Origin of the sequence: Desulfovibrio sp. (assembly GCF_041907885.1) — a bacterium.
GTDB lineage: Bacteria > Desulfobacterota > Desulfovibrionia > Desulfovibrionales > Desulfovibrionaceae > Desulfovibrio.
The window spans coordinates 314,189-338,908 of the sequence record NZ_JAYRGM010000001.1 but is presented as its reverse complement, the minus strand read 5'-3'; the positions used below and the strand labels follow the sequence as shown (position 1 = coordinate 338,908).

The 24,720-nt window shown below is 53.2% G+C and carries 19 protein-coding genes; 2 read left to right on the top strand and 17 right to left on the bottom strand.

The window, feature by feature from the left end; genetic code table 11:
- Positions 1-56: 56 nt before the first annotated feature.
- The 12 genes from ACE3NW_RS01375 to ACE3NW_RS01320 all read right to left on the bottom strand — a co-directional run bounded on the left by ACE3NW_RS01375 (position 57) and on the right by ACE3NW_RS01320 (position 15,364).
- Positions 57-626 carry a hemerythrin domain-containing protein gene (locus ACE3NW_RS01375; RefSeq protein WP_374279585.1) on the bottom strand — a complete coding sequence of 190 codons (570 nt, stop codon included), beginning with the start codon at positions 624-626 and terminating at the stop codon, positions 57-59.
- 14 nt (positions 627-640) lie between these two features.
- On the bottom strand, positions 641-1,282 hold the full coding sequence (locus ACE3NW_RS01370; RefSeq protein ID WP_374279584.1) for a GGDEF domain-containing protein: 642 nt from the start codon (positions 1,280-1,282) through the stop codon (positions 641-643).
- Positions 1,283-1,922: 640 nt separating this feature from the next.
- Entirely contained in the window at positions 1,923-3,782 is a 1,860-nt protein-coding gene (locus ACE3NW_RS01365; RefSeq protein ID WP_374279583.1) for a carbamoyltransferase, read from the bottom strand.
- Between the two features lie 47 nt (positions 3,783-3,829).
- Positions 3,830-3,979, bottom strand: coding sequence for a DUF5989 family protein (locus ACE3NW_RS01360; protein ID WP_374279582.1), 150 nt, complete (start codon positions 3,977-3,979; stop codon positions 3,830-3,832).
- A 24-nt stretch (positions 3,980-4,003) separates the two neighbouring features.
- Complete coding sequence (locus ACE3NW_RS01355; protein ID WP_374279581.1) at positions 4,004-4,414, bottom strand: SxtJ family membrane protein; 411 nt, start codon at positions 4,412-4,414, stop codon at positions 4,004-4,006.
- Positions 4,414-5,451, bottom strand: coding sequence for an SGNH/GDSL hydrolase family protein (locus ACE3NW_RS01350; RefSeq protein WP_374279580.1), 1,038 nt, complete (start codon positions 5,449-5,451; stop codon positions 4,414-4,416). The genes ACE3NW_RS01355 and ACE3NW_RS01350 overlap by 1 nt, the downstream gene beginning before the upstream one ends.
- Before the next feature lie 367 nt (positions 5,452-5,818).
- Entirely contained in the window at positions 5,819-7,438 is a 1,620-nt protein-coding gene (locus ACE3NW_RS01345; RefSeq protein ID WP_374279579.1) for a peptide chain release factor 3, read from the bottom strand.
- Between the two features lie 435 nt (positions 7,439-7,873).
- Complete coding sequence (locus ACE3NW_RS01340) at positions 7,874-8,548, bottom strand: HD-GYP domain-containing protein (protein ID WP_374279578.1); 675 nt, start codon at positions 8,546-8,548, stop codon at positions 7,874-7,876.
- Between the two features lie 388 nt (positions 8,549-8,936).
- Entirely contained in the window at positions 8,937-10,433 is a 1,497-nt protein-coding gene (gene glpK / locus ACE3NW_RS01335; RefSeq protein WP_374279577.1) for a glycerol kinase GlpK, read from the bottom strand.
- Positions 10,434-10,531: 98 nt separating this feature from the next.
- The gene (locus ACE3NW_RS01330) at positions 10,532-11,257 is read right to left on the bottom strand and encodes an MIP/aquaporin family protein (protein ID WP_374279576.1); all 726 of its coding nucleotides are present in this window, start codon (positions 11,255-11,257) and stop codon (positions 10,532-10,534) included.
- A gap of 404 nt (positions 11,258-11,661) precedes the next feature.
- On the bottom strand, positions 11,662-13,419 hold the full coding sequence (locus tag ACE3NW_RS01325; protein ID WP_374279575.1) for a methyl-accepting chemotaxis protein: 1,758 nt from the start codon (positions 13,417-13,419) through the stop codon (positions 11,662-11,664).
- A gap of 400 nt (positions 13,420-13,819) precedes the next feature.
- Positions 13,820-15,364 carry a methyl-accepting chemotaxis protein gene (locus ACE3NW_RS01320; RefSeq protein WP_374279574.1) on the bottom strand — a complete coding sequence of 515 codons (1,545 nt, stop codon included), beginning with the start codon at positions 15,362-15,364 and terminating at the stop codon, positions 13,820-13,822.
- Positions 15,365-16,170: 806 nt separating this feature from the next.
- On the opposite strand from ACE3NW_RS01320, the gene ACE3NW_RS01315 reads away from it, so the two are divergent.
- Entirely contained in the window at positions 16,171-16,455 is a 285-nt protein-coding gene (locus ACE3NW_RS01315; RefSeq protein WP_374279573.1) for a hypothetical protein, read from the top strand.
- 147 nt (positions 16,456-16,602) lie between these two features.
- Positions 16,603-18,036 (top strand): diguanylate cyclase, encoded by a 1,434-nt coding sequence (locus ACE3NW_RS01310; protein ID WP_374279572.1) that lies wholly within the window; start codon positions 16,603-16,605, stop codon positions 18,034-18,036.
- A gap of 134 nt (positions 18,037-18,170) precedes the next feature.
- On the opposite strand, the gene ACE3NW_RS01305 is transcribed toward ACE3NW_RS01310, so the two are convergent.
- Genes ACE3NW_RS01305 through ACE3NW_RS01285 form a run of 5 tightly spaced genes read right to left on the bottom strand, consistent with a single transcriptional unit; the run spans position 18,171 to position 24,716 of the window.
- Positions 18,171-19,610, bottom strand: coding sequence for an NADH-quinone oxidoreductase subunit N (locus ACE3NW_RS01305; protein ID WP_374279571.1), 1,440 nt, complete (start codon positions 19,608-19,610; stop codon positions 18,171-18,173).
- A 32-nt stretch (positions 19,611-19,642) separates the two neighbouring features.
- Complete coding sequence (locus tag ACE3NW_RS01300) at positions 19,643-21,166, bottom strand: NADH-quinone oxidoreductase subunit M (RefSeq protein ID WP_374279570.1); 1,524 nt, start codon at positions 21,164-21,166, stop codon at positions 19,643-19,645.
- Between the two features lie 25 nt (positions 21,167-21,191).
- Positions 21,192-22,982 (bottom strand): Na(+)/H(+) antiporter subunit D, encoded by a 1,791-nt coding sequence (locus ACE3NW_RS01295; RefSeq protein WP_374279569.1) that lies wholly within the window; start codon positions 22,980-22,982, stop codon positions 21,192-21,194.
- The gene (locus ACE3NW_RS01290) at positions 22,975-23,226 is read right to left on the bottom strand and encodes a hypothetical protein (protein ID WP_374279568.1); all 252 of its coding nucleotides are present in this window, start codon (positions 23,224-23,226) and stop codon (positions 22,975-22,977) included. Before ACE3NW_RS01290 ends, ACE3NW_RS01295 begins: the two co-directional genes overlap by 8 nt.
- Positions 23,223-24,716, bottom strand: a complete 1,494-nt coding sequence (locus ACE3NW_RS01285) for a monovalent cation/H+ antiporter subunit D family protein (RefSeq protein ID WP_374279567.1) — start codon at positions 24,714-24,716, stop codon at positions 23,223-23,225. Before ACE3NW_RS01285 ends, ACE3NW_RS01290 begins: the two co-directional genes overlap by 4 nt.
- Positions 24,717-24,720: the final 4 nt, after the last annotated feature.

The window sequence follows — 24,720 nt, the reverse complement described above, 5'->3', positions numbered from 1 at the left end:
GAAAGGGGTTTTTGCAGGGTGTTGCGGGCGGGTGTCTGTTAGGGCACTCGCCCGTTTTATGTTTGTGTTGTCGCTTCGGGCTCGGAAATATTGATTTTGCCAAAACATCTGTCGTCAATCATAATGTGTTGGGCGGTGAGCTCGTAAATCATAAAGTGGAGCAGGGCGGTGAGTTCAGCCCCACCGCGCTGAAATTTGGAAAACAGAATGTTGGTTTTTTCCAGAAGCCGCTGGTGTGACTGCGCGTGCGCTGAAGCGTCGGGATGGCCAATTTTTTCAAGAATGTGTTCTTCATATTTGAAATGCGCAATGGTTTCTTCGAGCAGTGCCTTAACTGTAAGCGCAATGTGCTCCTTATCGGCATTATTGCCGTTCATTTGCAGCAATTCGTTGGCTCGTGCAAACAGGTTACGGTGCTGTTGATCAATTTCTGCGTGTCCACATTCATATGTTTTGCTCCATTGCAAGAGCAATGAGCGCGAAGCTCCGCACATAAAGTTGTCTACGCTGCCTTCCAGGTCTTCAACTTTTACCTGGTTGCGTCCATTGATCTTTGCCCTGTACAGGGCCAGATCGGCCCGTTTGATCCATTCCTCAACGGAATCTGCCGGCCTACAGGCCGCCACGCCAATACTTGTTGTTATGGCAGCGCAAAGGTAAATCTAAGTTTTGAGAGGTGCTCCCGTAGATGCTCTGCCAGGGTTACTGCGTCAAAAAAAGTGGACGAAGGCAAGACAATAATGAATTCCTCGCCGCCCCACCGCCCGGGCACATCGGTGGCCCGTATCTGGGTACACAGCAGTCTGCCAAAGCCGCGCAGTACCTCATCGCCAGCAAGATGGCCATATTGGTCGTTGATCTGCTTGAATTTGTCCAGATCCAGCATCAGCAGTGCTGCCGGGTGACCGTAGCGGCGCAGGCGTGCCATTTCCTGGTGCAGAATTTCTTCAATGCGAACGCGGTTCCAGCAGCCGGTCAGCCCATCAAGCAGGGCTGCCCTGCGCAGAGAGGCGTCCGAGCGTTCCTTTGCCATAAGCGCAAAGCCGTTTGATACCATAATCAGAGAAATAAAGGTGATGATGTACAGGGTGAGTTGCGCTGGTGAGGATAAAAAGATGCTCATTACCTGATCTGGCGTAACTATGGCGGTGAAAAATTTCCATGCAAGAGCCACAAGCGAAAGGGCAATGCCAAAAACCATCAGATTGCGGCCGCGAACAGGAAAATCAAATTTGTGGCTCAACAGCAGCTTTTGCACCAGGTAGCCCTGAGATGCCAGCATCGCATTGACCAGCAGAACACGAACGACTGTGTTATCTATAAAAATAAACACCGCAATGGTTGTAACCAGTGGTGGTGCCCAGAGCAGCCAGCGGCGCCGGGGTTGAATTCCTAAAAAAACATGGATTGCGTAGTAAAAAATGGAATAGGATATGGAAAAAAAAGCGTTTGCGCACACAATGGATAATAAATCTGGAATAAGACCACGCAAGGCAAAGAGAATATAACTGGTAGCATGCACGCAGAGTGCCAGGCCCCATTCACGCAATCCGTCACATGCGTGCCGTTCTGAAGCTGCAAGAGCAGAAACAGCAAGTGTTATACATCCAGCAACAAGCATTACAAAAATTGTTGGAATATGTAATTCCACTCTTGCTCCGTTTGTACAATCGCATTTTTCAGTAAATGAAACGCACGATGCTGCATGTGGATTAGATAGGTATCTGCTGTAATTTATATAATATTTTATTGAACAGCAATATGATTGGTGAATTTTTAATAACAATCAATAGTAATATATATCATTAATTTGCATATTCATAGATGTATTAGATTAATGCGACTGCAACGTAAAAACCGGGTACAAAACTCCTTTACAGGAATTTTGTACCCGGTTTTTATAATACTGGCTTTGGTGCTTGTCAGTCGAGAGTAAATATGGACTTGAAGTCTACATTTTCTTGCCATTCTGGCTGTTCACGCTTGTCAAAAACGATGTCTCCAAGCACAAGAAAGTCCATTTCCGTGCGCATAAAGCATGTGTATGCGTCAAGCGGTGTACACACAATGGGTTCTCCGCGCACGTTAAAACTGGTGTTCACAACCATGGGGCAACCCTGCTCACGCCTGAAGGTATCGATAAGCCCCCAATAGCGGGGATTTGTGCTGCGCGACACGCTTTGTATACGGGCAGATCCGTCCACATGGGTAATGGCCGGAACCGTAGAGCGTTGCAGGTACAGGCGGTCGTAGAGCGGCAACTCACGAGCGTTATCCGGCAGGGGGGTGCGGTGTTTCTGCGCCACCGGGGCGCACACCAGCATGTAGGGTGACATGGGTTCAAGGTCAAACCATTCGGCGCAGTATTCCTCAAGCACAGATGGTGCAAAAGGACGAAATCCCTCACGAAACTTAATCTTGAGATTCAGCTTCTTTTGCATTTCAGGCCTTCTGGGGTCACCCAGAATAGACCTGTCACCCAAGGCACGGGGGCCATATTCCATGCGTCCCTGAAACCAGCCCACAACAGCGCCGTCGGCAAGGTGCTGGGCCACGGTCGAATACAGCTCGTCTGTATTGCCATATTCTTTGTGGGGGGCGTCAAAACGGCGCACGACCCGCATAATATCATTGCGCGAAAATTCCGGGCCAAGGTAGGCCCCCTGCATGGCGTCAACACCCTTGGGTGAGGGTCGTTCATTGCCAGCCCAGATATGCCACGCCGCATAGGCAGCGCCCAGGGCGCCGCCAGAGTCGCCGGACGCGGGTTGAATCCACACATTTTTAAAAATACCCTTGCGGATCAGCAGGCCGTTGGCCACGCAGTTGAGCGCCACGCCGCCAGCCATAACCAGATTGTCACAGCCAGTCAGCTCGCGTGCGGTGCGGGCCAGCCGCAATACTATATCTTCCGTTACCTGCTGGATAGCCAGCGCAAGGGCCATGTATTCCTGTCCGATTTCGCTTTCGGCATCGCGGGGGGGGATACCCAGCAATTTTTCCCACTTGGTACGTTTGTACATGCGCAGGCCGGTGGCGTAATCGAAATACTCCATATTCAGCAACAGGGAGCCGTCTTCACGAATGTCAACCAAGGTGTCACAAATGGCTTTCTTGAGCCGGTCCACAAGTTCCATATCGCCATCGCCGTAAGGTGCAAGGCCCATCAGCTTGTATTCGCCAGAATTCACCTTAAAGCCGCAGTAGGCCGTAAAGGCTGTGTACAGCAGACCCAGGGAATGGGGGAACTGTTGCTCTTTGAGAATGCGAATATGGGAATTTTCGCCAAGCCCGATGGTGGTGGTTGCCCATTCGCCCACGCCGTCAATGGTCAGAATGGCGGCCTTGTCAAAAGGCGAGGGATAAAAGGCACTGGCCGCATGCGACAGATGATGCTCTGGAAAAAGTACCTTGGGTGACCCGGGGCCAAGCTCGGCTATGGCATCGCGCAGCATGGAACGCATGAACAGCTTTTCCTTGATCCACACGGGTATGGCCGAAAGAAAGCTGCGCAGCCCAGCCGGGGCAAAACCGTTGTAGGTTTCGAGCAAACGCTCGAATTTGAGGTATGGCTTGTCGTAAAAAGCAACGGCTTCAAGGTCGGAAATGTTCAGACCGCCCTCGCGCAGTACATAGGCCGCAGCATTGCGCGGAAAGCCAGAATCGTGCTTGATGCGAGAAAACCGCTCTTCGTGGGCGGCTGCCACAATTTTGCCGTCCACCAGCAGGGCAGCGGCAGAATCGTGATAGTAGGCTGATATGCCAAGAATGGCCCTGGGCATTAAAAACTCCATATATCGCAGGCGCGCAACGCGCCGCACAGGCGAAGTTAAAAAACAGAGTAAATAAAGGGAGCTATGGCCGATCCGCTTGTCATTACCACAAGCACGCCAAACAGCAGCAGCACAATAACGAGCGGAAGAAGCCAGAATTTTTTGCGCTGCATAAAAAATTGCAGCATATCCTTAAAAAATTCCATTATATATCTCCTGTGGATATCATCCTAGAAAGGATGTTCCAGGTCTTTTGCTTCAATCAGGCGGTCACGAGAAACAAATGTGGAATCCGTACCCTTTTTCCATGCCTTACGGTGCATGGGGTCATGGCCAAACAGACGCATGATCAGGGCAATGGGGGTTACTATGACCCCAAAAATAATACTCAGCACCAGGCGCGACATGACAGAGCCCAGCAGCAGGGAAATTCCCAGCCAGAGTCTGGCAAGTGGCGAGTAGGCGCGGGGCCACACCATTCCCAGCAGCAGCAAACCAATGGCAAGCGGCAAAAGGGTGAGTGACCGGGTGTACATAGTGGCCAGCAGGCTTATCAAGGTCATGGCCATGGCGGTATCGGCGCATTCCTTGTTGCTCACTTCAGCAGGCAAAAAGCCAAAATACAGTTTGCGTTCTTGCATCAGTTACCTTTTGCAGCGGGGGTAGATTGCAGCGCGGCACGCACGTAGGGTTCCAGAATATCGGCGGCAACGGCATTGCCAAATGCATTCCAGTGCTTGTCGCAGCTAAAGTACAGGTCTGGGTATTTGACTCCCCTGGCGACCATGGCGGGCATAAGATCCACATAGGTCACGCCTGTGCGGTTGGCCAGTTCCCGCAGCTTGCGGGCCAGGGGCGGTTCCTTGCCATCGTAGTGTTCAAAATCCTGGTATGCGGGAATGGTGAACAGTATAACCTTGCGGGAGCCCGCTTCGGCCACAAGCTGTTCAAGCGAATACCGCATTATGTTCCATTCTTCATCGGGTACAGAATAATACATGGAGCCACCGGAAGGGTCACTGACGTTTTCAGGGGCCCAGCGGGGAACAAGCTTCATGTTGTCAATCTTAAAATCGTGCAAATAAATGGCCACACGGTACAGGCAGCTCCATTCCAGCAACGTAAGCTGCAAGCTCTTGCCAAAAGCCTCAATACGTGTGGGATGCGGCAGATTTTTTACAGGATAAAACAGCTTGTAGTCGGGGTATTCGCCCACAAGAAAGGGTCTGTAGTCGTTCGTATCCTGCGTATGATAGAATTCAAGACTGTTGTCTTCAAAATCATTGCGGGGCAAAATTCCCAGCATGACAACATCGTGCTTGAATTGTTTGACCATGTATTTGTATTGCAGCCATTCCTGAATAGTTCCAAAGCCGCCAGAAGTACCAAAATTGAGTACTTCTTTTCCCGTAGATGCTTCCAGAAGATTGGAAAGCCGGTCTTCAGATTGGTTACCCCAGCCTTCGATAAAGGAATCACCCAGCACCACCACACGCTGCTGTTCTGTATCCTTGGTGCGCTCCTTGTCGCGCATGCCATAGGCATTGGAAGCATAGTGCTGCGAAAAACAGGGCTTTTTATGCATGTACGTAGAAGACGGATGATGCCAGACACCGAAGTGCTCGTCGCTGAACGTCCAAAACTTGCTGTTGACGTTTACAAAACTGTAAGAGGGCATTTGGATGTTGGTATTTATACATTTTATATAAAAATACGATGCCAGCTCAAGCATGGCTATAAATACAAACACGAAAGCCAGTAGTTTTTTTAACATAACAATGAGGATTGACTGGGAGTTTCGGGGATCAGATGTTTGGCTGCCTTGCCACGGCAGCCGTAGAACCAGGGCGGGCCTTGAATATAATCTGATACTTCATATATGCCTGCTTGAAAAGCATTTCAAGCGTAGATTTCTGGGGTGGGCGGCATGCCGTTTTCTGTTGCCCTGCAAGACGGCAGACAAAAACAGTAACGCACACGCGGCCCCCGGTTTATTCGGGCAACTGCGTGTGCGGATTAGCTGTTTTGGATATGTACCTTTCTGGCTACCTGATTTCGCGGGTGGTGTGAAAGGTGATTTGAGGCCATTCTTCAATAATACGTGAGAGCTTCCATTCACTGGTAGAAAGTATGGCAAGACAGTCGTCGCCATCGTAGGCAAGGCTTGACTGCTGGTCAGACTTGAATGATTCAAGCGCGGCCCTGTCATTTGAAGTTATCCACCGCGCAGCCGAAATGGGCGAGGGCTCGTACACGGCAATTACGCCGTATTCGGCCTTGAGACGGGCAATGATAACGTCAAACTGAAGCACACCCACAGCACCGAGAATATGCGAGCTGTCAAAAAGGGGCCTGAAAACCTGGATAGCACCTTCTTCAGCAAGTTGTTTAAGCCCCTTTGCCAGCTGTTTGGAACGCAAAGGATCTGCCAGTTGTACGCGGCGAAAATGTTCGGGCGAAAAATTGGGAATACCCGTAAACTTGAGCGGTTCTGAAGTGGTGAGCGTGTCGCCGATTTTGAGCGTGCCGTGGTTGTGCAAGCCAATAATGTCGCCGGGCCACGCGTCTTCCACGCCTTCACGGTCTTGAGCCATAAAGGTAATGGCCCGCGAAAGCTGCACCTCTTTGCCGATACGGTGGTGTTTGACCTTCATGCCGCGCTCAAACCTGCCGGAGCAGATGCGCATAAAGGCGATTCTGTCACGGTGGGCGGGGTCCATATTTGCCTGAATTTTAAATACCACGCCTGAAAAGTCTTCTTCAAGCGGGTTAACAAGGCGTTCGCCCGTTGCGCATTCGGCCATTCTGGGGATGGGGCCGGGCGCAAGGCGTACAAGGGTGTCGAGCAGTTCCTGGACGCCAAAATTGTTGACGGCGCTGCCAAAAAAAACCGGAGTCTGCTTGCCCTTGAGGTACATTTCCTTGTCAAAGGGGTAGCCGGCGCCTTCAAGCAGATCAATTTCGGTGCGCAGCTGTTCGGCGGCGTCTTCGCCAATGAGCTCGACAAGTTGTGGGTCGCTGAGGCCATTGATGGTCAGCGCTTCCTTGGGGCGCGACGATTTTTTGCCATCTTCGGCAAAAAAACGGATAGCCTGCCGCTCAATGTCATACACACCCTGAAAACTCTTGCCCATACCGATGGGCCAGGTCATGGGAGCCGCCTGAATGCCCAGGGTCTGTTCGATATCACTCAGCAGATCAAAGGCATCGCGGCCTTCGCGGTCAAGCTTGTTGATAAAGGTAAGAATGGGCGTGTCGCGCATGCGGCACACTTCCATGAGCTTTCGGGTCTGGGTTTCAACGCCCTTGACCGAGTCGATGACCATGAGGGCAGAGTCCACCGCTGTGAGCACGCGGTAGGTGTCTTCTGAAAAATCCTGATGGCCGGGGGTATCAAGCAGATTGATGATATGGTCGGCGTAGGTAAACTTCATCACCGATGAAGAAACGGAAATGCCGCGTTCGCGTTCCACTTCCATCCAGTCGGAGGTCGCGTGGCGTTGGGCTTTTTTAGCCTTGACAGCCCCCGCCATCTGGATGGCACCACCAAAGAGCAGCAGCTTTTCGGTGAGGGTGGTTTTGCCTGCGTCCGGGTGAGAGATAATGCCAAAAGTGCGGCGCCTGAGAGCTTCGCGGCCTATGGCCGACGATATGTTTGTTTGCATAAAAACTGCCTGAAATTCAAAGGTCTGGTGTGAGCAGCAAGCAAGCTTCGGCTAGCGAAGTGCAAGATTCTGCGTGAGGGCAAAAGAGCTGGCGGCCAGCTGCCGGTACACCGCGCGCTGCCTGAGCGGCTGGTAAGCGCGCCTGGGCAGCAGAGTGGAGCGGGGAGTGCGGTCAAAAAAAGATAAGCCGAGCGTTTGCCAAAACCATAAAATAACCTGTTGCTGTGTGGCAGTCAAATAATTTGGGTATACGGCTGCGTGCTCGGCCATAACGATCACTGCCACAGCTGAGAACGATTGCTGCCCGTATGGCAAAAAAATCAGAGCAGTGCAGCAACAAATCTGTGCAGGCCAGCAAAAAATGCAGCAATCCCAGCGGGCAGACTTACATTAAAAGCACTGGGCAGAGCCAGAACGTGTGCAAACAGCAAGGGCTTATTCAATGCGCAGCATGGCAACCAGATCGCGCAGGCGATCTTTTACCCGTTCAAATGCCGCCACTACCTTGGGATCAAACTGGCTGCCCGTGCCGAGGGCAATTTCGCGGCAGGCTTCATCAAATGTTTTTGCCGCACGGTACGGCCGCGACTGAAGCATGGCCGAAAGGCTGTCTGCCACGGCAATAATGCGCGCCCCAAGCGGTATTTGGCCGCCAGCCAGCCCTTGCGGATAGCCGCTGCCGTCGTAATGCTCGTGGTGTGCCCGCACCATATCCACAATGCCGCATTCGCGCAGGCAGGCAATGGGCGCTAGAATATCTGCCCCAATATCGGGGTGCTTGCGAATTGACAGCCATTCCTTTGTTGTAAGGGCAGCTGTTTTGCTTAAAATTTCATCCGGCACGCCAATTTTGCCAAGGTCGTGCAAATGCCCGGCCACATGAATAAGGTCTGCCATTTGATGGCCAAGGCCCATGGAAAGGGCCAGGGTTTGCGAAATAACCGCTACTTCTTCTGAATGCGCCAGTGTGTACGTATCTTTTGCGTCTATGGCCTTGCCCAGTGATTCAGCAAGTTGGTGGATTATTTCGGTAACTGCGTTGTTGCAGGGCGTGGCACGGTCTTGGCGATGAGCGCATTCGGCAAGATTGAGGCGAGAATTGCACAGCATTTGAACATCCTTACGGCCAGCAGCCAGACACACCGGAGTGGCAAAGATTTACTGAAAAGATTGATGCGTGAAGCGCGAAAATGTTGATTATCAGATTTGAAAGTAAATTTCAATGTCGAAATATTGGCTTATTCATGCCGCAGATTTTTATCAATCAGCTGGCAGACAGGAGAACCCCCAGTTTGCGCTGTGTAGCGCTGGCGTTTTGGGGCAGCAGGGCTTGTGGAGAGAGTGCTTGTGGAAAGTGCAGATCCGGGTCAGGGGTTTTGCCAATACGCTCGCCGCTATAACAAACCCGTCCAATATGCGTATAAAGGGCCGCCCGTGGGCGACCCTTTATATTATTCGAGCCTACGGGCTGGGCTGCAAAGCCCAGCCGTGTTGAGAATTATTCTTCGATCCAGCTTCTGGCGCGTTCAACGGCGCGGTGCCACTGGTGCAGCAGTTCCTGCCGACGGTCTTCGGGCATATTGGGTTCAAAGCGGCGGTCGAGCTTCCACTGGGCGCAGAGCTGTTCTTCGCTTTCCCAGAATCCCACGGCGAGGCCTGCAAGATAGGCAGCGCCAAGGGCAGTGGTTTCCGTAACCGTGGGGCGCTCAACCACAACGCCGGTCAGGTTTGCCTGGCACTGCATGAGCATGTTGTTGCGGCTTGCGCCGCCGTCCACGCGCAGGGTAGTGAGGGGAACGCCGGCATCCTTTTGCATGGCTTCCATGATATCGAGTGTTTGCAGGGCGATGGATTCAATGGCCGCTCTGGCAATATGCCCACGGTTGGTGCCGCGCGTGATACCGACCATGGTTCCTCTGGCATACTGGTCCCAGTAGGGCGCGCCCATGCCCACAAAGGCGGGCACAAGGTAGACGCCGCCGTTGTCGGGCACGGTGATAGCAAGGCTTTCCATTTCGGAAGAATCGCGGATAAAGCCCAGGCCGTCACGCAGCCACTGCACAACCGCACCGCCCACAAACACGCTGCCTTCCAGAGCATAATAGCGGCCCTTGGGGGTTTCCCAGGCCACGGTGGTAAGCATGTTGTTTTTGCTTTCGCGGGCCTTTGTGCCCGTGTTGAGCAGCAGGAAGCAGCCCGTGCCGTAGGTGTTTTTGGCCATGCCTTCGGTCATGCAGGCATTGCCGTAGGTAGCGGCCTGCTGGTCGCCCGCAACACCGGCAATGGGCACTGCCTGACCAAAAAATTCGGCATGCGTGTGGGCCATAACGCTTGACGAAGGTGCAACTTCGGGCAGCATGGCGCGCGGCACGCCCATGATTTCAAGCAGTTCATCATCCCACTGGCCGGTATGGATGTTGAACAGCAGGGTGCGGCTGGCGTTGGAGGGGTCAGTTACGTGCGCGCCACGCTTGCTGAAATTCCAGATCAGCCACGTGTCGATTGTGCCAAAAAGCAGCTCGCCCGCTTCGGCCTTGGCGCGTGCGCCCGGTACGTTGTCGAGAATCCAGCGAACCTTGGTTCCAGAAAAATAGGCATCAAGCACAAGGCCCGTCTTCTGACGGATAATATCGGCCTTGCCCTCGGCACGCAGCTGGTCGCAAAAACCCGCCGTGCGGCGGTCTTGCCACACAATGGCGTTGTACACGGGCGCGCCGGTCGATTTATCCCACACAACGGTGGTTTCGCGCTGGTTGGTAATGCCTACGGCGGCCAGTTCGTTGCCCTGGGCATTGGCATGCTTCAGGCATTCCTTGGCAACGTGCGACTGGGTGTCAAAAATTTCGTTGGGGTTATGCTCGACCCAGCCGGGCTGGGGAAAAATTTGCGTGAATTCGCGCTGGGATACCTGCACGATATTGGCATCGCGGTCAAAAAGAATGGCGCGCGAGCTTGTGGTTCCCTGGTCAAGCGACAGTATGTACTTCTGGGACATAGATTCCTCCAAAGCAGATTGGTGCTTGTTGGTGGGGGGCGGGCAAGCAGCATCTGCTACTTGCCCGTAAAAAACAGGAGTTGCTCAAATTGCGTCGTTTAGATCAAGCCAACAGCCTTGCCCACCACGTAGGCAAGAACCGCGCCCACCATGGGAGCGCATACCGGAATCCATGCATAAGCCCAGTCAGAGGAGCCTTTGCCAGCAATGGGCAGCACTGCATGGGCAATGCGGGGGCCAAGGTCGCGGGCGGGGTTGATGGCGTAACCGGTGGGGCCGCCCAGGCTGAGGCCCAGGGCCCACACAAGAATACCGACAAGGTAGGGGCCAAAACCGGCAGGCAGGGTGCCGTTGTTCTTGTGGAAAATGGCAAAGATGGCAAACAGCAGCATGAAGGTGCCGATAACTTCGCACAAAAAGTTCTGCCCATAGCTGCGGATGGCAGGGCCGGTGCTGAACACGGCCAGTTTGAGGCCTGCGTCTTCAGTGGGCGCCCAGTGGGGCAGATAGGCCAGCCACACAATGGCAGCACCAGTAAATGCGCCGGCCACCTGAGACAGCATGGTGGCAATGGCCTGGGCAACGCCATAGGTGCCAAGCATTGTTTTAGCCAGGGTTACAGCTGGGTTAAGGTCGGCCTGCGGGGCACCCAATGCAACAGAGGTGAAAACACCAAGAATAACACCAAAAGCCCAGCCAGCGGTAATAACAATCCAGCCGCCGCCATTACCTTTGGAATCTTTAAGCAATACGCAGGCTACTACGCCAGCACCAAAGGTGATAAGCATCATTGTTCCAAAAAATTCACCAAGAAGATTTGTCATGGGCAGATCCTTCACAAGTTGATGATATGGTTGCAAGCAGTAAGCTTGCTGCATCAAGTTTCGATTTTTTCTTGTTTATGATAGGGGGGACTGCTTGGCGCAACATTCCTTTCTACTTGGGTGCGAATGACTCATGAGTGCTACTGCTACGGTTGTGCAAACGCGTACACCCGATTCTGGGCGAGCCGGAGCACCACAATTGGTTATAAGTTGCAAGGAATACTAATTCTATATTCGATATATAATGAGATACAAAAAAGATTGCAAGCAGATTGCAATTGTTACAATTAGTAAAAATAATTATTAATATTTTGAGGAGAGGGAAAAGGCAAGCCCACTTTTGAGGTTGCAGAAATGAAAAAGGCCGCCCACTGGACGGCCCTTGCGATCGGCGTTGCGTAGAATCAGCCCTGCTTTTTCATGCTATGTATCAGCCCTTGCAGTGTTGTCGATTGCCGCGAAAGGGCATCCACAGCCTGCGATGCGCTTTCCATGGCCTTAGCTGTTTCGGCAGAAATGGTTGCAACCTGCTCCACAGACCTGTTGATCTCCTCGCTTGTTGCAGACTGCTGCTCGCTGGCTGCGGCGATGGCCTGAATCTGGTCGTTTACATGCTCTACGAACTCAAGAATCTGACGCAAGGAATCACCAGAACGGGCAGAAAGCGAAGTGGCTTCTTCGATCGCCTCTCCCACATCCTCAACGCTATCGATATTTTTTCTCGTACCTTGCTGAATGCCGCTGATGGCTTCGCCCACCTCGCGTGTTGCTGTCATGGTTTTTTCTGCAAGCTTGCGTACTTCGTCGGCCACAACAGCAAAACCCCGCCCAGCGTCACCGGCTCTTGCGGCCTCAATGGCAGCATTGAGCGCCAGCAGATTTGTCTGGTCGGCTATGTCGGCGATGACATTCATTATCTGGCCAATGGCCTCGGCCTGTTTGCCCAGAGCGCCCATATCCTGCTTGATGGCAAGGGATTTTGCATGGATGGATTTGATACCTGCAACCGCGCTGGTCACAATCTGTACGCCTTCAAGTGTCTGCTTTTGGGCGTTTCCCGATACATCGGCGGCAAGCTGGGCGTTTTTGGCAACTTCCAGCACGGTGGCATTCATTTGTTCCATGGCTGTGGCCGTTTCGTGAATACGGCCAGACTGTTCATCCGCACCCCGGCTCGACTGAGTTATCTGTGTTGCCAGCTGCTCGGAGGCCGTTGAAATTATTTCAACTACTGCTTCAAGTTGCTGGGCCGCCTGCAACATGCCCTCAGCCCGTGCCGTTTCAGCCATGTGTTTTGCTTCCGTGGCCTCGGCCACGGCCTTGCTGGCGGCCTCTGCCTGCTGTTCTGCTTCTGCCTGGCGCTCTGTTGCCTTGTCAAAGCTGTTTTTAAGCTCTTCGCGCATTTCGCGCATGGCGGCAAACAGCCCGCAATCTCTGCGGCTGCCGTGCAGGCTCATGTCTACCTCAAGATCACCGCCCGATATCTTGCGTGCCACTTCGGCCACGTCTGAGGGCTCTGCGCCGAGCTGGGTCATGAAAGACCTAATCGTAAACAAAGCGCCAAGTGATCCTGTGATTATGGAAATTGCCGTCAGCACCCATTGCAGCATCAGGCTTGTGGCCAGTTCGTCCTTTAAAGTGCCGAGATTGCGGCTTGTGGCATGCATCTGTTCTTCAATAAAAGGCTCAAGGGCATCTGTCAGCGATTCTGTGGCTTTGTCAAAGTCATCCATAAGCACGTTGCCAGCCTCGACGCCCTGATTGATATATGTATCGGCCATTTTGCGGCCAAGGGCATACATTTCGTCAAATGACTTTACAGTTTCCTGAAGGCGTTCCAACGATTTTTTGTCATTCTCGTTGATAAACTTGTTTTTGAATTTGCTGGCATGCGCGTGGAAAATATCGGCTGCTTCCTGCGCCTCCTTGTATCCATCTGTTCTATGGGTTGCTGATACATCTGAAAGAAACTGTTGCACCTGCACCGTTTGTAATTTCATATCAGCCGCCATCAGGGCCATGGGCAGGCTTTCGTGCCCTGTGGTATCGGCAAGGCTGTCGGCCTGGCTGAGATTGTGGCGCATTATCAAGGTACTGAGCAGCATCAGAAAAAAAATGGAACCAAAGCCCAGCCACAGCCGGGTTGCAACTTTTAACTGCATTCTGTGCCTCCCGTTTATTGGTGAGGTGAACAAGCCGGGCAGTTGAACTGCTACCGAAACCGGCTGTGTCTGTTGCCCGACGTGGTCTCCTGGCAGCTAAGGGAAAATATGTAAGATTATTTGCATCCCCGACATGCTACGCTGTTATTGCGCCGTGGATCTGGCTGACACCGCCAGTACTTGAGCAAACAAGTTGTATTCAGATTAATGCGCCTTACGCTTTGTGTCTATATGTGGACGCAACGATTATGGCAAAAGTGAAATAATGAAGTGCGGTTTAGCAACGGCTTGGGCAGCGCGTGGAAAGCAGCGTTGTAAAAGGTGGCTCATGATTTTATCATAAGCCACCAGAACAACAGAGAATTCACTTAGCCATCCAGCTAGTCATGTAGGCGTGTTGTTAACCCTGAGCTTTCATATCATTGATAAGCCGCTGAAGTACCTGCGCCTGATGGGCCAGGCCATCCACCGCATGGGCGGCATGTTCCATTGTTTGGGCTGTTTCGGCAGAGATGGTTGCTACCTGTACAACGGATCTGCTGATTTCATCGCTGGCGGCAGACTGTTGCTCGCTTGCAGTGGCAATGGACTGTACCTGATCATTGACAAGATGCACATATTCAAGAATCTGCTTTAACGAATCGCCAGAACGTATGGAAAGTTTTGTTGCATTTTCGATGGCAGTGGCGCTCTGTTCCACATTCAGAATGTTTTTTCGCGTACCGTTCTGTATATCGCCAATGGCGCGCCCAACCTCTTGCGTTGCAGTCATGGTTTTTTCTGCCAGTTTGCGTACTTCGTCTGCAACTACGGCAAACCCTCTGCCAGCGTCCCCAGCACGGGCAGCTTCGATGGCGGCATTGAGAGCAAGCAGGTTGGTCTGGTCGGCAATATCGGCAATGACAGCCATGACCTGGCCTATATTTTCGGCCTGTTTGCCAAGTAAATCCATATCTTGCCTGATGGCAAGAGATTGCTCGTGTACAGATTCAATACCCTTGACCGCGCTGTTCACAATCTGCGCACCTTCTTGCGCCTGCTGACGTGCCTGATCGGCAATGCCAGCGGCCTGCTGGGCGTTTTGTGCAACCTCGCGTACAGTTGCGTTCATTTCTTCCATGGCCGTGGCCGTATCGCGCACCCGGCTCGATTGGTCATCGGCACCTCTGCGGGATTGCCCAATTTTTACGGCCAGATCCTGCGATGCGCCGCCAACAATTTCAACCACTGCTTCAAGCTGCTGTGCAGCCTGCAACATGCCATCATTTTTGGTTTTTTCGGCAAGAACCTGCGCCTGACGGGCTTCGTCCAGCGCCCTGGTGGCTTCTTCGCGCTCGTGTTCGGCCTCTGCCTGTGCCCTGGCCGATGATTCACGGTAGGCGGCAATATTGTCTGCCGTATTGTTCAGCGCCAGCGCCAGGGGGCTCAGGCTGGCGCATTTGTGGGCCGCAAGCCGCTGATCAGCTTGCTGTTTGCCCAGATTAGCGGCAAAGGCCAAACATTGGCGCATGGCAAACAGATCGCGGTTGGTTAACAGGTACCCGGCGCAATACACGAGGCAGATGGCAAAAACAAACTCAAACCACATCACCGTGCGCCGCGAGGCTATGTCCTTATTCAGGTCAGCCATGGCGGTTTCGGCCAGGATAGTAATGTTTGCGTCAAATTTTTCAAAATGTTCCCTGAATGCCACGGCATAGGGAGTGGCATCTTTTTCGTATGTTTTGTAGGCGAGATGTCGTTGCTCTACGGGAACCTCAACAAGAGGAGACACAAGACTCTGACCATTGCTCATGAATGCAATAGCGGCTTTGTGGGCCTTCTCTGTCAGATTTTTTGATTCAGCAGGGAGGTTGAGTGAAGAAAGTGTGGCAAAATGTTTTTTTACCGTCATTATTGCGGTGTCTATCTGCTTGAGGTCTTTGCCGATGTCGCTGCCAAGCATGATATTTCTTGTTAATCTGCTGAAGTAATTTATGTTTTTTGTTATATCTAGTGCCAGAATCCGGCCCGCTATGGCGGTGTCTCGGGTTTGGGCGTATTTGAGTTCAATTTGATTAATTGACTGCAATGAAAGAAAAAATAGGCCAGACATGGCGATGGCCCCAATGGACATGGTGAGGAAGAATTTTCCGCGTAGCGTGTGCAATATCTGGCTGATCAAGGCAGTTTCTCCATAAAAATGAAAGTCTGTAGCAGTTTTTTATCTATACAACAGAGAATGACAGCAGTAATATCTGCTACAATTAAATACACATTGCTGTGATCGTGTGGTATCAATTGTGTCATCACTGTTCTGCTAATTTGAATGAATATGGTACAATATGATGGTTTGGAAATATAAATATTTTTTTCACATGTATTTAGTTTTGTTGGTTAGATATTTAAAAAAATAATATATACGATATTGTTTTGCTTTAAAAAAATATCAAATATGCTTCTACATGCAGTGCTCTGTAAAAATATGCGCGAAATCCGCAATCTTAAGCCAACAAATGCTCTAAATCTTACTGTGGAGCCCTTGGCGGCCAAACCTATCTGGCGTATTTTGATGGGCAAGGTGCTATGATTTTTGGGCTGTGCAAATCGCAGGAATAGATCGCAGGGTATGTATCTGGCATGAACATATGGCTAAAAAAGGATGCCGATATTGTTTGCCTATAATGCAACTGGCAGATAACTTTGTAGTGGAGTTGTTTTTGTCTTGCACATACTATTGTTTGAAAATAATTCTAGTTACACGAGCAAGATATGGAAAGATTTAATGTAGTGAATTTTCTCAGGTTTGATACAATTCGTGGGCGTATACGTCTGTACATCATGCTTGTTGTCTGTATTCCGAGCATTGTCGCTGCGCTGTTTTTTTTCTTTTTTCAACGTCAGCAAATTGTTGAAGCTGAAATAATCCAGATTGCAGATGACCTTCACAAAAATAAAAATACTGTCAAAGGCTACGTTGATGTTTGTTTTGAAGATTTGCATTTTTTAATCAGGGGTCGTCTCAGAATTCGGAAAATAAAGCACGCTAGCGGTTGATCTGTCAGGTTGAAGCCTGAGAGGCCGAGCGCAGATCGTCAGAAAAGGCGAAAAACGATCCTAATCTGACGCAACATAGGTGGGGTGCCTGACGCCCGGTTGAGGCGTACTTCAACTGGACACCATTCCAGAAAGACCAAGCATGGCATGGCCTGCCGCTGTCTTACCGTGCTTTATTTCCCGTTTTCTCTATCGACCCCAATCAGGATTCTTCAGTCACACCGTACTGAAATTTCACATGCTTCAGCAGAGTTCAAGGGCTTTATAGCCACACATCCTGGTATTTCTGCAGCAGTATTTGTGGGACGTGATGGAAATTCCATTATAGATACCATGGGGATAACAGGTGTATATGTTGGCGACAGGCATTATTTTACAGAAGCACAAGAAGGAAGGTCTGCAATAACCACGGGCATAAAGGGGCGCATATCAGGTAAACCCATCTGCATTTTTTCCGCACCTGTGTTTGATGCAGAGGGCAGATTTGATGGTGTTGTGTTTATAACCATTCTTGTGGGCGAGCTTGATGCATGGATGCGCGGTTCGTTTATACCAGATATGCAGGGCCTTGTGCTGTGCGATGCAAAAGGGAATATTCTCGCCCCGGCCAGTGCTGTTGCAGATGGCAACAATGGAGTCCTGGCCAAGGTTTCTGCACAGCTTATGGAATTGGACGATTCTGGTCAGACATTCATAAGCAGCGCAGGGGCGCGCATGGTGGGCGCGTCTGTGGATGTGGGAAAGGGCGGCTGGAAGCTGATTTATTTTCAGAGTGTTGATAAAATTCTTGCTGGTTATCGCTGGCAAACCTTGTCGCTGATTCTTGGAGCGCTGTGCGCAGTATTACTGGTAATGCCATTTATACTGCGTTTTTGCCGCAGCATTGAAGGCCCGCTTGAAGAACTTACGGCGTATGCGCTTGAGTTGCGTAAAAATGATTACGCGGTGACTGGCAAGCTGCATTCAAGCAAGAATATGCCTTCCGAGATCAGAATTCTTTTTGATGCCTTTACAATCATGAGCCTCCGAGTAACCAGTAAAATAAAAAAGGCAGAGGCTGAAAGCCTCAATGATGTCCTTACAGGATTGCATAACCGTCGGTTTTTGCAGATCACCGGGGCCGATTTTTTTCAGAATGCCCTGGCTTTTGGTCATCTGTGCTCGTGCCTTATGCTTGATATCGACCATTTTAAAAAAATCAACGATACCTACGGTCATAGAGCGGGTGACATGGTTTTGCAGGGAGTTGCAAAGATTATAAATGCCAGTGTGCGTCAGGCCGACCTGCTTGTGCGCTATGGCGGTGAAGAATTTGTGGTGCTTGCCACCTGTGCAGACGCCGGGCAGGCAGAAGAGCTTGCCCACCGTATACGCCAGGCCATAGCTGCCCATTCTTTCATGCACGAGGGGGTCAAGTTTGCGGTAACAGCAAGCATTGGGGTTGCGGTAAGTGATGCAGATGGCGTGCATGGGCAGTTAGTGTCCGCCGATGATTCGCTCCTGCAGTTGGTAATAAGGGCAGACAAGGCGCTGTATGCCGCCAAGGCGGCAGGTCGCAATGCGGTAATGGTTGCACCCTGACGAAATAGCTGGCGACACCAAGCCCGTTTTTCATGCGGCACACACAAAGGCGATTTTGTTTCAGATAAAATCAAGCCCCAGGTTTTGAGCGAACCTGGGGCTTTGATATTGCAGCTAAACGCTGGTGTACTTGTTTACCAGGCAGCCAGCACTGCCTCGGTTGCCAGACGTATCATGGTTTCGGGCGCTATGCCCAAGGCCAGCACAAGGCCCACAAGGCAAATGCCCGCCATGCGCGCACCAAGGTGCGGCACAATGGCCTGTGTGTCTTCAGAGGCAGCCTCTGTGTACACGGCGCGCACCACCTGCAAATAATAGTAGATGCCGATGGCCGTATTGATGGCCGCAACAATCACAAGGGCCGTGTGCCCTGCCCGCCACGCGCCGGTGAGCAGCATGAACTTGCCCATAAATCCCACAAAGGGCGGAATACCCGCCAGGGCAAACATGCTTACGCCAAGCACAAATGCCAGCAGGGGCGACCGCCGCGAAAGGCCGTTCATATCCTTGATGCTCAGGTTTTGCCCATCAGGCGAAACAACGCACAGCACCAAAAATGCCGCCAGCATCATGAACAGGTAGCCCGTGGCATAGTACAGCGATGTGGCAATGCCCCAGCCCTGAAGGGTGGCCATGCCCATAAGAATGTACCCGGCATGCGCAATGCCCGAAAAACCCAGCATGCGCTTGACGTCTGTCTGTACTAGGGCCGTGAGGTTGCCATAGCACATGGAGGCGATGGAAAGCCCCGTCAGCAGCAGGGCCATATGCCCCTCGCCGGGGAATGCCAGTGCGCAGAAGCGCGCCAGCACCGCCACAGCCACAATCTTGGGCATGGAGGCGATAAAGGCCGTGGTGTCGTTGGATGCGCCCTGGTACACATCGGGCGCCCAAAAGTGGAAGGGAAACACCGCCAGTTTGAAAAACATGCCGCACAGCAGCATGAGCAGTCCCACCAGCGCAGCCGCGTTCAGCCCAGTCGGGTGTGAGAGGGCGGTGCGCATGGCAGGCAGTATCTGTTCAAGGTAGGTGCTGCCAGCAATGCCAAATATCCAGCTCATGCCAAACAGCATGATGCCCGATGCCGTTACGCCAAACAGCAGATACTTGATGGCCGCCTCCATGGGGGCGCGCATGCTGTCCGATGGTGTGCGCATGGGCACGAGCAGATAGAGCGAGTACGACGACAGCTCAAGGGCGATGAACAGGGTGATGAGTTCTACACTGCTTGAAAGCAGGGTAAGCCCCAGCAAACTTGTGAGCAGAAAGAAGTAGTATTCCGGCCGCATGCGCACCGAAATTCCCTTGGTATCTGCGCCAAAAAGCAGCATAAGCGTAAAGCCCACAGACAGCACGCTTTTTACCAGCTGCGAAAACAGGTCTACCCTGTAGGCTCCGTAAAACAGGGTTCCCTTGGCAAAAAGGCAGCCCAGGGAGGAGGCCGCAAAGGCAGCCCCCACACACAGAACCAGCAAACGCAGCGTTTGCGTGCGGGCCTCTGTGAGAGTCATGCAGAATGCCAGCAGGCAGCCCGCAAGAAGAACCAGTTCCGGTGCAAAAAGATATGCGTTCATGCGTAGGCCTTTTGTCCTTGCTTGGGGTTCGGTCAGCGCGCAACAAGTTCCGCAAGGGCCAGCGCGCTTTGGGCGTGGTAGCCTGTCTGCGCAAGCAGATGGTCAAGGCTTGGCCTCATGACGCGCAAAAACGGTTCCGGGGCAAGCCCTATCCAGAAAACAAATACCAGCAGCGGGGCAAGGGTTACAGCCTCGCGCCAGCCCAGATCGTACATGCGCGACTGGTCGGGATTGTTTGTGCCGCCCCAGATCACCCGCTGCAACATGCGCAGCATGTAGGCCGCCGCAAGAATGGCCCCCGGCACGGCGCACACAGCCACAATCTTGTTGTTGAAAAAGGCCCCGGCCAGGATGAGAAACTCGCCCACAAAGCTGTTTGTGCCGGGAAAGGCCAGCGACGACAGCGAAAAAAACGTCAGATACGTCACATAGATGGGCATGAATTTGCCAAGCCCTGCGGCGTCTGAAAGTTCACGGCTGTGCGAGCGTTCGTACACCATGCCCACGCAGAGAAACAGCGCACCGGTGGTCACGCCGTGATTGATCATTTGCAGCAGTGCGCCTTCCAGCCCGCGCTGGTTGAGGGCAAAAATACCCAGAGTGACAAAACCCATATGGCCCACGCTTGAATAGGCGATAAGTTTTTTCATGTCCTGCTGGGCAAGGGCCGTCAGGCCGCCGTAGATGATTCCTGCCACAGAGAGCCACTGCAAGGCTGGCAGCAGGCCAATGGCAGCACCAGGGGTAATGGGCAGGCAAAAGCGCAAAAAGCCGTATGTTCCCATTTTAAGCAGCACCGAGGCCAGTATCACCGAGCCGGCTGTTGGGGCCTCCACGTGGGCCGCAGGCAGCCATGTGTGGAAGGGAAACATGGGAACCTTGATGGCAAAGGCAATGAAAAAGGCCAGAAACACCAGCAGCTGGAAGCGTTCGGAATACTGCTGCCCCATGAGGGCGGGAATGCTGAACGTACCCTGATTGATGTACAGGGCCACAATGGCCACCAGCAGAAAAACCGAGCCCGCCAGCGTGTACAAAAAGAACTTGATGGAGGCATAGCTTTTGCGCGGCCCGCCCCATACGGCGATAAGCAGATACATGGGAATGAGCATTGCTTCCCACAGCACATAAAACAGCACCAGATCCAGCGACATGAAAACGCCCAGCATGGATGTTTCCATGACCAGCAGGCAGATCATGAATTCCTTGACGCGGCTCTGGATATACTTCCACGATCCCAGCACGCACAGCGGCATGATGAGGGTTGTCATCATCACCAGTAGCAGCGAAATGCCGTCCACACCCAGGGTGTAGTTGACATTCAGGCTCTCGATCCAGGGCCGGTGTTCCGCAAACTGGTACAGGGCGTATGTGGGGTCAAACCGCGTAAACAGCGGCAGTGAAACAACGGCGTTGGCCAGGGTGACAAGCAGCGTCCACACCCGCACGCTGTTTTCTCCCGGCAGCAGAGGCACAATGGCGGCCCCTGCCAGCGGCAGAAAAACAAGAATGCTGAGGATGGGATAGCCCAGGGTGTTCATGCTCAGAAAATCCATCGCGGCGATCTCCTTTCTGCGCAGCTCATACAAGAGCCAGCAGCGTGAGCACCAGGGCCACCACTGCGGCCATGGAAATGATGTCGATTTGCAGGCTGCCGCTCTGTACCACTCGCAGCACACCGCCCAGGGCGCGCACGCTGCGGGCCGTGCCGTCAACCACAGTATCTATGCCGTGCCAGTCAAACCACGACCAAAAGCGCGCCGTGCGCATAAGCGGCACAATGCCTTGCCGGTTCCAGGCCTCGCCCACGGTATTATCAGCCGATTGCACGGGCTTGCGCGCAATCCAGTAAAACAGCCTGCCGCCCATGCGGTAAAACCAGTCGAGATCCAGGCTGATGGTGGGCTCTGGCGTGAGCTTTTTGAGCAGCAAAAAGAAACCCACAGCCGTAAACAGCAGTATTTGCAGCGTTTCAGAAATATGCGCCGCGCTGTAGGGGTGGTACTGCGCCGCCACATCGGGGAAGGGCAGCATGTCGTAGAGGTACGGCGTGTAGCAGCCGATAAAGATGCACAAAAACGCCGCCACGGCCATGGCAACCTGCATGTTGCGCGGGGGGTCGCCAGCGCGTTCCCATGTTTCCTGCGAGCAGTTGTTTTTGCCAAACCAGATAAAGTATGGAACCTTCAGGCCGGTGTGCAAAAACGTGCCTGCCGAGGCCAGGGTAAGCAAAAATCCCGCCCAGTAGTTGTGCGCTTCAAATCCGGCAGCCACAATCATGGCCTTGGTTACAAAACCGCTGAACAGCGGGAAGGCAGAAATGGAAAGCCCGCCCACCAGCGTAAACACAAAGGTTTTGGGCATTTTTTTGTACAGCCCGCCCAACTGGGTAAACTTGCTCACGCCAGTCATGTGCAGCACCGAGCCGCAGCCCATGAACAGCAGGCCCTTGTAGAGAATGTGGGCAAAGGCGTGGGCGCAGGCTCCGTTGATGGCCAGCGGCGTGCCTATGCCCACGGCGGCCACCATGTAGCCCACCTGACTGATGATATGGTAGGCCAGCAGGCGGCGGCTGTCGTTTTCAAGCACGGCGTACACAACGCCGTACAGGGCCATGCACACGCCCAGCGGCACAAGAATTTCCATGCCCGCAAAGCTGCGCGCAAGCACATACACGGCTGTTTTGGTGGTAAAGGCGCACATGAATACCGCGCCTGTCACCGTAGCCTCGCCGTAAGCATCGGGCAGCCATGCGTGCAGGGGCGGCACTGCCGCGTTGAGAATGAACCCTGCCATGATCAGGTAAGTGTACAGCTGCGGGTCGGCAACGCCGATGGGCCCAAAGGTAAGGTCGCCCGTGGCGCGGTAGCGCAGCACAAGCCCCGCCAGCAGTAAAAGCCCGCCAGCTGTGTGTACCAGCAGATAGCGGTAGCCTGAGGCCAGCGACTGCTTGCGCCGCCTGAACCACACCAGAAATACGGACGAAAAGGCCATCAGCTCCCAAAACAGGAACAGCGTCAGGTAATCGCCGCAAAAGATAACGCCCAGTGATCCCGCCACATACGTCCAGGCGGCAGAATGCTGTGCGGCTTCCTCCACATGCAGGCCGTAGATGGAGCCTATCACGCACATGAGAGTCATGATGTAGGCAAAGACCATGCTCAGCGCATCAACCTTGCCGAATATGAGCTGCCATTTCATGAAGGGCAGCACGCCGTACACGCCGTTGTGCCCCTGCATGAGCAGCACCGCGCCAAAGGCCAGCACCGGCACAAGCACAATGAATATCCGGCGCACGGCACGCGGCAGCAGCGGCAGAATAACCGCGCCAAGCAACAGAATGGCCGAGGGGTGAATCCATGGTTCAGTCATCGTAATAATCCTCGCGGGTCATGATGCCCAGGTGGCCGAACCACTTGGAAACGATGATAATCACAACGCAGGCCACAAAGCCGAATGCGGCCCAGAATCCGGGTATGCGCTCCACAAAGGTGTGTACGTGTTCCTTGGAGACAAACAGGGCATCCCACACCACCAGCGCCGCCAGCACAACCAGGCTTATGCGTATGGTAGCCTTGAGGCGGGCGCGGAAGAACTCGATAATGTTCACTATCATCCTGTCACCACCTTCACGAAGGACATGATGGCATCTGGGTAAATGCCTATGAACACAGAAACGCCAGCAGCCACAAGTATGGGTATGACCATGCTCAGCGGGGCTTCGCGGATGCCTGTTTCTTCGCCTTCCGGCCTTTTGCCAAAAAAGGCCTTGTAGGTCACAGGCGCAAAGTAGGCCACGTTGAGCAGGGTGCTTGCCAGCAGCACCAGCAGAATGCCCATGGAATGCGTGGGCATTTCCATGGCCCCCACCAGCAGCTTCCACTTGGTGACAAACCCGGCCACGGGCGGCGCGCCGATCATGGAAAGCGAGGCCACAGCAAAGGCCGCAAAGGTAAAGGGCATGGTGCGGCCAAGGCCGCTCATTTCAGAGATGCATTTTTTGTGCGTTGCCACATAGATTGCGCCCGCGCAGAAAAAGAGCGTGATCTTTGAGAAAGCGTGATTGGCGATATGCACAATGCCTCCCTGAATACCGTCTACCGTCAGCAGGGCCACGCCAAGTATGATGTACGAAAGCTGGCTTACAGTGGAGTAGGCCAGCCGCGCCTTGAGGTTGTCCTTGGTCAGGGCGATGATGGAGGCCGCAAGAATGGTAAACGACACAAAATAGGCCGTGGGCACGCCCAGATTCAGGGCCTTCATAAGGTCAGTGCCAAACACAAACAGCATGACGCGTGTGGTGCAAAACACACCCACCTTGACCACCGCCACCGCGTGCAGCAGGGCCGAAACAGGCGTGGGGGCCACCATGGCGCCCGGCAGCCAGTGGTGGAAGGGCATGATGCCGTTCTTGGCAAAACCCAGAATGCAGCACACATACAGCACTGTTGCCAGGGCGTCGCTGGCCCCTGCGGGCAAGATGCCCGTGTGGCTGTTGTGGGCAAAATCAAGATTGCCGGTCAGCACGTAGATGACGATCATGGCGGGCAGCACCAGGCCCTTGGCCGTGGTGGTGAGGTACACAATATACTTGCGCGCGCCGTCATACCCTTCGGCATCCTGATGGTGGGCCACAAGTGGGTAGGTACACACGCTCACCACTTCATAGAAGAGGTAGAGCGTAAACAGGTTGTCGGCAAAGGCCACGCCCATGGCTCCAAAGAGCGTGAGGGCAAAGCAGGCGCTGAAGCGCGTTTGGGCGTGTTCGTTGAGGCCGCGCATGTAGCCTGCGGCGTAAAAAACGGTGATGATCCACAAAAATGAGCCAACCAGCGCAAATACCATGGAAAACGCATCTGCCCGCAGGCTTACCGACAGCCCCGGCAGTATGGCAAAAACCGTAAGATGCAGTGTGTGCCCCTGCCCCATGGGCGCGGGCGCCACCTCGCCGATCATTGAGGCGATGATGCAGAACATGACCACCGCTGTTATGAACGAAACGGTTTCGCGCAGATTGGGGCGACGCCCTGTCAGCATGATGAGGCAAGCGCCTATCAAGGCTGCAAGTATGGCGGCCAGGGGTCTGACGGATTCAACAATGTCCATACGC